Source organism: Mycobacterium sp. (genome assembly GCF_039583805.1).
In the GTDB taxonomy this organism is placed as follows: Bacteria; Actinomycetota; Actinomycetes; order Mycobacteriales; family Mycobacteriaceae; genus Mycobacterium.
In genome coordinates, this window is the sequence record NZ_JAVKSH010000102.1 from 1 (window position 1) to 7,552 (window position 7,552).

9 protein-coding genes are annotated in these 7,552 nt (G+C 67.8%); 3 read left to right on the forward strand and 6 right to left on the reverse strand.

Going from position 1 to position 7,552, the window contains the following annotated elements; translation table 11 throughout:
• Positions 1–81 precede the first annotated feature (81 nt).
• From ABDW21_RS13600 to ABDW21_RS13615, 4 genes are read right to left on the reverse strand one after another with little or no spacing between them, the layout of a single operon-like run.
• A complete protein-coding gene (locus tag ABDW21_RS13600) occupies positions 82–870 on the reverse strand; it encodes an alpha/beta hydrolase (protein WP_343710564.1) in 789 nt (262 codons plus the stop codon).
• Positions 867–1,871: a hypothetical protein gene (locus ABDW21_RS13605; protein WP_343710565.1), complete on the reverse strand. Its 1,005-nt coding sequence runs from the start codon at positions 1,869–1,871 to the stop codon at positions 867–869. Before ABDW21_RS13605 ends, ABDW21_RS13600 begins: the two co-directional genes overlap by 4 nt.
• 41 nt (positions 1,872–1,912) lie before the next feature.
• Complete coding sequence (locus ABDW21_RS13610) at positions 1,913–2,515, reverse strand: carboxymuconolactone decarboxylase family protein (RefSeq protein ID WP_343710566.1); 603 nt, start codon at positions 2,513–2,515, stop codon at positions 1,913–1,915.
• A complete protein-coding gene (locus ABDW21_RS13615) occupies positions 2,512–3,081 on the reverse strand; it encodes a carboxymuconolactone decarboxylase (protein WP_343710567.1) in 570 nt (189 codons plus the stop codon). Before ABDW21_RS13615 ends, ABDW21_RS13610 begins: the two co-directional genes overlap by 4 nt.
• Before the next feature lie 119 nt (positions 3,082–3,200).
• Between ABDW21_RS13615 and ABDW21_RS13620 the strand changes: the two genes are divergently transcribed.
• The 3 genes from ABDW21_RS13620 (at position 3,201) to ABDW21_RS13630 (ending at position 6,008) form a co-directional block, all read left to right on the forward strand.
• Positions 3,201–3,797 carry a TetR/AcrR family transcriptional regulator gene (locus ABDW21_RS13620; RefSeq protein ID WP_343710568.1) on the forward strand — a complete coding sequence of 199 codons (597 nt, stop codon included), beginning with the start codon at positions 3,201–3,203 and terminating at the stop codon, positions 3,795–3,797.
• 228 nt (positions 3,798–4,025) lie between these two features.
• Positions 4,026–4,871, forward strand: coding sequence for an SDR family oxidoreductase (locus ABDW21_RS13625; protein ID WP_343710569.1), 846 nt, complete (start codon positions 4,026–4,028; stop codon positions 4,869–4,871).
• A gap of 33 nt (positions 4,872–4,904) precedes the next feature.
• Positions 4,905–6,008 carry an AI-2E family transporter gene (locus ABDW21_RS13630; RefSeq protein WP_343710570.1) on the forward strand — a complete coding sequence of 368 codons (1,104 nt, stop codon included), beginning with the start codon at positions 4,905–4,907 and terminating at the stop codon, positions 6,006–6,008.
• On the opposite strand, the gene ABDW21_RS13635 is transcribed toward ABDW21_RS13630, so the two are convergent.
• Together ABDW21_RS13635 and ABDW21_RS13640 are read right to left on the reverse strand one after the other, a co-directional pair.
• Positions 5,989–6,786, reverse strand: a complete 798-nt coding sequence (locus ABDW21_RS13635) for a dienelactone hydrolase family protein (RefSeq protein ID WP_343710571.1) — start codon at positions 6,784–6,786, stop codon at positions 5,989–5,991. The genes ABDW21_RS13630 and ABDW21_RS13635 overlap by 20 nt on opposite strands.
• A gap of 13 nt (positions 6,787–6,799) precedes the next feature.
• On the reverse strand, positions 6,800–7,435 hold the full coding sequence (locus ABDW21_RS13640) for a DUF4245 domain-containing protein (protein WP_343602776.1): 636 nt from the start codon (positions 7,433–7,435) through the stop codon (positions 6,800–6,802).
• Positions 7,436–7,552 lie beyond the last annotated feature (117 nt).

Here is a 7,552-nt window from a genome sequence, read left to right on the forward strand (position 1 = left end):
CAACAGACAATGTTGTCCGCAGCAAGCCACGGCATCCCATCGCATGGCATAAGACGCGGTCAATCTTCGTCGGTTGAGTCCTCATCGTTGCGCGACGTATTCGACGGTGCGCAGGTAGTCGATGACGGCGGCGGAAACCGCGTCGGGCTGTTCGGGAAATAAGGCATGGCTGGCGTCGTCGATGACGGTGGTGGTAACCCGGTCGCCGTAGCGGGCTCGCAGGTCGCCCCATTCGTCGCGGTGGTGAAATGGGTCGCAGGCCGCGATGATCTCAAACACCGGTGCGTTCCCGGCTCCCCAATAGCGCGCGATATCGGCGTGTTGCACGCAGTCCACTTGCATGGCAAGCGTTTCGGGATACCAGCCGGCCAGCCAGGGCGTGGGGTCGTGGCCGGGAGCGAAGAACGCCAGGCGCAGCGCCGCCATCCGGGTTACCTCGGGCAGGGTGAGGTCGCCCGCACGCATCGGTGCTGAATTGATCTGTGGCGCAACGGTTTTTCCTGACGCGGCCGCCAGGATCACCGCGGCCACGCGGTCGGGATGGTGTACGGCTGTCGCGCGGGCCACGAAGTTTCCGAACGCATGCCCAAGAATGACCGTAGGCCCGTCGGCCACGTTGTCGATCACGTTTGCGATGTCGCGGGCCATGTCGGCGAAGGTCACACCGTTCATCGGTCCCGAAGACCCGGCGACGCCGCGCGGCTCGGGGCGCAGCACCCGGTAGCCGGCGGCGACGAGCGCAGCAGCCAACGGGTCGAAGTCAGGTCCGGCATCGCGCCCGTAGGAGGGGATGACGAGGACGGGCAGTCCGTTCCCGTCGACGTGGGTGTCGATCGACGCCTGCACGGTCGTGACGATGTGCCGAGTCACGCGGTCGCCTCGCGCGTGAGCGCGGCGGCGTAGTCCAGGTGGACGCGCAGCACAGCGGCGCGCCGAACGACTCCATCCGGTGGGGCGGTGGTGCCGCCATCGGTCGTGACGTAGGCGACCCGGCCGGGCTCGCCGTCTGCTCGGCCCCAGGCCGCACTAGACGGCCCGATCAAGGTGTCGTCGAACGGGTCGCCGGCGATGTGACGGACCTCGCTGCCGTGCCGCGGCTGTAACGGCGCCCGCTCGATCGTGTTGGCGCGGTGTCGGGTGATGTAGGCGAACCCGGCCTGGTCGTCGACGCAGAAGTCATCGGCGTTATCGATCGCGGCGACGAATTCCGCTGAGCCGACCGGGTTTTGTGTCGACGGGTCGACTGCCACGCGCATGAACACTTTCTGCGCGGTCGAGGTGTAGTAAAGGTAGCCGGTGTGTGGGCTGTACCGCACGCCGTTGACGCCCGGCTGCGGTGGCGGCGGTAGGTCGCTGTCAGGGTCGAAGGCCATCGTGTCGTGGGCGAGCCACACCCGAGCGGTGGCGTGTCGAGCATCCTGGGTGAGATCGGCCCGCCAGATCAGGCCGGCGAAACAGTCGGCGACCGCCAGCACTCCGGGCGCAAGGAGGCAGCTGCCGTTGAGTGCGCGGGCTCGTTCGTCGAAGGTGCAGATGATCTCTGGTGTCACCGGTTGTTGGGGTGCCCAGCCGGTGAGATCGACTCGTGCCAAATGCGATTCGCCAGTGGTGTAGCCCTCGGTGAGATTGACGACGAAGACCTCTGGCGCGACCTCGACGATCCCGGTGACCGGGTGATCGAAGGTGTGCACCAAGACGGGCTCGACCAGCGTGCCGTGCCGGGGCGGTGGCACCCACCACAGCTCGCGTTGCAGGACGGCGGTGACCAACAGCGAGCCGTCGGCGCGCACGGCGAGATTCTCCAGGAAGTAACCCTGGGGGAAATGGGCCACCGGGGTAAGGGTCACGGTGGGCAGGGGCGGAAGAGGCATGGTCGTTCTCCTTGAGGATGGCGCCGGGGCGGGCGCGACGGTCAATGCGGGTGCTGGCCGGGGGCCGGGATCGCGAAGGCATTGAGGATGCCGCAGACGGTGTGGTAGATCCCGGTTAATGCCGTGATGTCGAAGACTCCGGCGGAGCCGAACCGTTGCACCGCTTGGTCGTAGAGCGCTGCGTCGACCTGATGGGCGGTGGACAGTGCCCGCGCCAGGCGGTGGGCCGTCCGTTGGTCCTCGGGGAGCGCCTGAGGTTCGCGTCCGGCGACCAGTCCGGCGATCACAGGCTCTGGGAGTCCGGCGTGATGGGCCACTGCGGAGTGCGCGTAGAGCTCATACGGGGCATCCCATACCGCGCCGACGGTCAGGATGACGACCTGTCGGGTGCGCTCGTCGAGCGAGGTGCATTGCTGTTCGGCTGCTTGCAGTTTGAGGAAGGCGGCGGCAAGCCCGGGGTTGAGCAGGCACGGATTGAACGGCCCGATCAGCCGCCCGTCGTTGGTGCTCGCCGTAAATCCGCTGCGCTGGGCCCACCGCACGGCGGTGGCGGTGATGTCGTCGAACAACTCTCGCGCCGGGTCGTCGAGAGCGTTCCGATCGGCCAACGCCAGGCGACCGCCGAGAACGTCAGCGCCGCTCACTGGTCGAGTCCCTGCGCGTTGGCCGGGACGTCGAAGGCGCCCAGCGTCAGGCACACCATGGTGAACCAGCCCAGCAGCACCGCGACATCGACGATGCCTGCCTCGCCTAACAGATCATGAGCGCGTCGGTAAAGCCCTGTCGGCACCACCCGTTGCGCGGTCAGTGCCGACGCCAGCTCGTAGACCACCTGCTCTCGCGGGTCGTCGAATGACGTCGCAAGCCCGGCGATGAGCGCTTGGACCTGCCGCGCCTCGAGGTGGCCGTCGCGCTCGGCGATGGTCTCGTGTTCGTAGGTGGCGTAAGCGCTGCGCCATCGTGCGGTGATCAGAACGGTGACGATTTCGATCTCGGCCTTGCTCAGCGTGGAATCGTGCTGAAAATAGGCGCCGGTCGGCACGATCGTCGTGGACAGGGCCGGGTTGGCCAGCCAGATCTTATGCGGGCCGGGCACCAGTCCCCGCAGCGCGCGGGTGAACTCATAGGCCTGCTTCATGGCCGGTGGCATCTCGTCGACTGGTGTTTCCACGAATCGGCCGAACGTGCCGAAGTCGGTGTCGGTACTCATAAGCCGTCATCTCCTCACCATCCGAGCGATATCCGCGAGCGGACGTTCGCTTTTTATAGCATCCCACGCCCTACCTTGTCAAACGCGAACGACCATGTTTTTTGTGCTACGGTGACTTGGTGCCGAAGGTGACGCAGCAATACCGCGCCGAGCGCCGCGCTCAGGTGATGGCGGCTGCACGGCGCTGTTTCGTTCGCGATGGATTCCACGCCGCCTCCATGCAGGACCTCGTCGAAGAGGCCGGCATGTCCTCCGGCGCGGTTTACCGCTACTTCCCCAGCAAGGACGCGGTGATCGAGGCGATCGCCGCCGAGAACCTCGCACAGGTCGTCACGGTGTTGGAAAAGGCCATCGAGGATGGCGCGAGCCCGCCGGCGGCGATCGCGACGGTGCTCGAGTTCGTCACCAGACGCCATACAGAGGACGGGTTCGCGGCGATAGCCCTGCTGGTGTGGTCAGAGGCCCTGCGCAACCCCACGCTGGCCGCACACCTGCGCGACGCCACTGCGAGCGCCCTCGCCGCGTTGGGCGACCCGAAACCGGGACGTGGGGAGCATGATTCACTCGACCCGACCGCCCTTGCCGACCTCTTGCTGTGTGTGCTGCCCGGGTATCTCATGCGGCTGGCCCTCGGCGGCCCCACAGGCATCGAGAACGTCCCGGCGGCCGTCGAGAAAGTGTTTTCCGTCTCGGCATCGAAGCCCAACTCGGCGTAATTCCCTAATCGACAGTATGTTTGGCGACTCGTAGTCGCCCAGTTCAGAAGGCATTTTCGCTCTTCACACGCCGATCAAATCACCGGCCCGTCCGGGTATTCAGGCTAATGCGATCATCTGATCGGTGAAGGCGGGCGAGGGCTGGCTGTTCAACGGGGCGGGCGGGCATATGAGCGCCGAGAAGCGTTACCCTGATCTGGTGAGTCACGTCATGACGCCTGCCGCACAATGACTTCCACGACTTTTACCGGCCGGCAAGCGATCGTCACCGGGGCCGGGTCGGGCATCGGTGCAGCGCTGTGCCGGGCGCTGGCCACCGCGGGCGCCGATGTGGTCTGCACCGACGTCGACGGCGCCGCGGCGGCCCGCACCGCCGAAAGCCTGCACGGTCGCGGGTCGGCGGTATCAGCCACCCTCGATGTCACCGATCCGGCCGCGGTGCAGGCCGCCGTCGACGGCGTCGTCGCCCGCGCCGGACGGCTCGATCTGATGTTCAACAACGCCGGAATCGCCTGGGGCGGAGACACCGAACTTCTGACGCTGGACCAATGGAACGCGATCATCGACGTCAACATCCGCGGCGTCGTGCACGGCGTGACCGCCGCGTACCCGGTGATGCTGCGGCAGGGCCATGGCCATATCGTCAACACCGCATCGATGGCCGGGCTGACCGCGGCCGGCCAGATCACCAGCTACGTGATGACCAAGCACGCGATCGTCGGACTGTCGCTGGCGCTGCGTTCCGAAGCCGTCCCGCGCGGCGTCGGTGTGCTGGCGGTCTGCCCGGGCGCCGTCGAGACACCGATCCTGGACAAGGGCGCGATCGGCGGCTTCGTCGGCCGCGACTACTACCTCAGCGGGCCGGGCCGCAAGACCGCCTACGACCCGGATCGGCTGGCCCGCGACACGCTACGGGCGATCGCACGCAACAAGGCGCTGCTGGTCGTGCCGAAGCAGGCGTACGCCTCGTGGGTGTTCGCCCGGCTGGCACCCGGCCTGCTGCAACGGTTTTCGATTCGCTTTATCGAGCGACAGCGGGCGCGCCAAGCCGCCGGTCACGCCCCGCGGGGTTAGAGTTCCCCACGACGGCGACGCGAAGGGGCGGCCATGGACGTCGAATTCACGCCGAGTCAAAAGCGCACCCTGGCGGTGTTCACGGTCATCGCACTGCTGTTCGCCGGCTACTTGCTGCGCAGCTATTTTGTCCTGATCGTGGTAGCTGCCGTCGGCGCCTATCTCTTCACACCGCTTTTCACCTGGTTCGATCGGCGGCTGCCCACCGGGCTGGCGGCCACCTGCACACTGCTGGCCGTGCTGGTCTGCGTGATCGCGCCGGTCGCCCTGGTGCTGGTGCTGGCCACCGTTCAGGTTTCTCGCACGGTCAGCCAGGTTGCCGACTGGATGGCACGGACCGACCTGAGCGCGCTCGGCGAGAAGGGCCTGCACCTGGCCAACGACCTGCTGGCGCGGGTGCCGTTCCTGCACACCACCGTCACCGCGGAGTCGCTGCGCTCGGCGATGGTGTCGGTCGCGCAGAAGGCCGGCCAATGGTTCCTGCACATCCTGCAGAGCACCGCGGGAGGTTTCTTCGGCGCCATCGTCGGCGCAATCATCTTCGTCTACCTGTTCATGGCGTTTCTGGTCAACCGGGCGAAGCTGCACGCTCTGGTCCGCGACCTCAACCCGCTCGGCGACGAAGTGACCGACCTGTACCTGCAGAAGATGGGCGCCATGGTGGTCGGCACCGTGCGCGGCCAATTCGTCATCGCGTTGTGTCAGGGGCTGCTCAGCGCGGGGGCCCTGTACATCGGCGGGTTCCATCACGGCTTCTTCATCTTCGCGATTGTGTTCACCGCGATGTCCGTCGTCCCGGTGGGCGCCGGAATCGCGACGATCCCCATCGGTATCGGAATGGCCGTGTTCGGCAACTACGCGGGCGGCGTGTTCGTGGTCCTGTGGCACGTCCTGGTGGTCACCAATATCGACGTCGTGCTGCGCCCGATCCTGGTGCCCCGCGAGGCGGCGCTGCCTCCGGCGCTGATGTTGCTGGCGGTGTTCGCGGGGCTGGGCATGTTCGGCCCGTGGGGCATTGTGATCGGCCCGGTGCTGATGATCGTCATCGTCACCACCCTCGACGTCTACCGGGCGGCGTACACGGGCGTGGAGGTCGAGGAGAGCGACGAGGTTCCGGCTACGAAAGCCGCCGGGTGAGGAATTCGACCACCCGCCTGCGGGCTTCGTAGGCCGGGTGCCCGTCGACCTCGCGGACCTCGTCGGTGAGCACCGAGTGCGCCGTCCGGGAAAAGCCGTGCTCATTGCCCGGGCCGGAAGGAATTTCGATCACCTCGAACGCGTCGCCCAGGCGTTCTTTGAGCGTGGTGAAGCGCTCGCGCGGCGACATCTTGTCCTCGCTGAACCGCAGACCCATCGCGCACAGGCCCTCGGCGGCGGCGCGATCGGCAACCGCATTCAGCTCGGGTTCGCTGAGCCCGGGATCGCGCCGCTGTCGCGGGGTCAGCGGGATCGGCAGCGACGGCTGGCTGAGCACCGGCGCCAGCACGCTCGCGTCGACAGCCGCCGCCAGCGCGAAGCCGCCGCTGAAGCACTGGCCGATCACCCCGACGCCCTTGCCCGGCGTCGACGCGTTGAGGTCACGGGCCAGCGCGCGCAGGAACTGCGACACCGGACGGTTCCGGTTGGTCGCGAACGCCGCGAATTCCCGCGCCACGCAGGCACGCGCGATGGTGGGCAGCAGGTATCCGATGGACACCGGCCGGCCGGGCTCGCCGAACAACGACGGGACCGCGACCGTGAACCCGTTGTCCACCAGGTGGTTTCCCAGGGCCAGGACCCCGGGATGGATGCCGGGGATCTCGGGGATCAGTACGACGCCGGGTCCCTGGCCCCTGCGGTACACGTCGTGGGTGTAGCCGCCGCCGGTGAAGGTCGCCGCGGTCCAGCCGGTCAGGTCTGCCTCGGGTGCGTTCATTGCGTTGTCCCTGCTAACGGTGCGCCGGCAGCGGTGGCTGCGACTGGGTGGCCGCCGCCAGCGTCCGGAACTCCTCGACGCTTCCCGCCCCGGTGATGGCGACCTGCTCCGGCCCGGCCGGGCTGTCCAGCTGGGTGGTCCACACCGGCTCGACGTCGTCTCCCTGGTAGACCACCCAACGGGCGCCGTCCACGTCGACGGTGCCGCTGGGATACATCGCGGGGTGGATGGAAGCCACCAGCGTGTTCTCGTCGGCGTTGCTCTGGGTCAGGCTCAGATACTCCCCGGAGGGGCTGAGGTAGCCGACGGTCGTGGTGACGGCCCGCAGCCGCTGACCGGTCGACCGGTCGGTTCGCCCGTCGGCGATGCCGCCGCGGGTACCCGAGTTGGGCTGCCAGCCCGCGGGCAGCCGGGGCTGCCGCACCGGGAACCCGAGTACCTCGGCGTCGGCCTGCAGGGCGGCGGCGGCGTCGTAGGACGGCGCCGGCCCCCGGTTGACCCCGCTGGGCGCGAACGTGCACATCCCGGCCAGGCCCGCCACCACGATGCAGGCCACCACCAGCGGCGCCAGCGACCAGAAGATGTCCCGGCCGTCCTGCAGCAGCCGGGGTTTGGCCGGCTTGGCACTCGGTTGCGGCTGGTTCGTCACAACAGGAGTATCCCAGCTCCGGTCCGCCGGCTTGCCTCTGGGACAATCCACGCTATGAGGGAAGCTCACCGCGCCGCTACCTCCTCGCCGGAACCCGGCTCGTCGTCGCGGACGCAC

Coding starts and splice junctions, on each gene's coding strand:
- ABDW21_RS13605 (WP_343710565.1), bottom strand. CDS start 1,871: ATGCCTCTTCCGCCCCTGCCCACCGTGACCCTTACCCCGGTGGCCCAT.
- ABDW21_RS13615 (WP_343710567.1), bottom strand. CDS start 3,081: ATGAGTACCGACACCGACTTCGGCACGTTCGGCCGATTCGTGGAAACA.
- ABDW21_RS13625 (WP_343710569.1), top strand. CDS start 4,026: ATGACTTCCACGACTTTTACCGGCCGGCAAGCGATCGTCACCGGGGCC.
- ABDW21_RS13630 (WP_343710570.1), top strand. CDS start 4,905: ATGGACGTCGAATTCACGCCGAGTCAAAAGCGCACCCTGGCGGTGTTC.
- ABDW21_RS13635 (WP_343710571.1), bottom strand. CDS start 6,786: ATGAACGCACCCGAGGCAGACCTGACCGGCTGGACCGCGGCGACCTTC.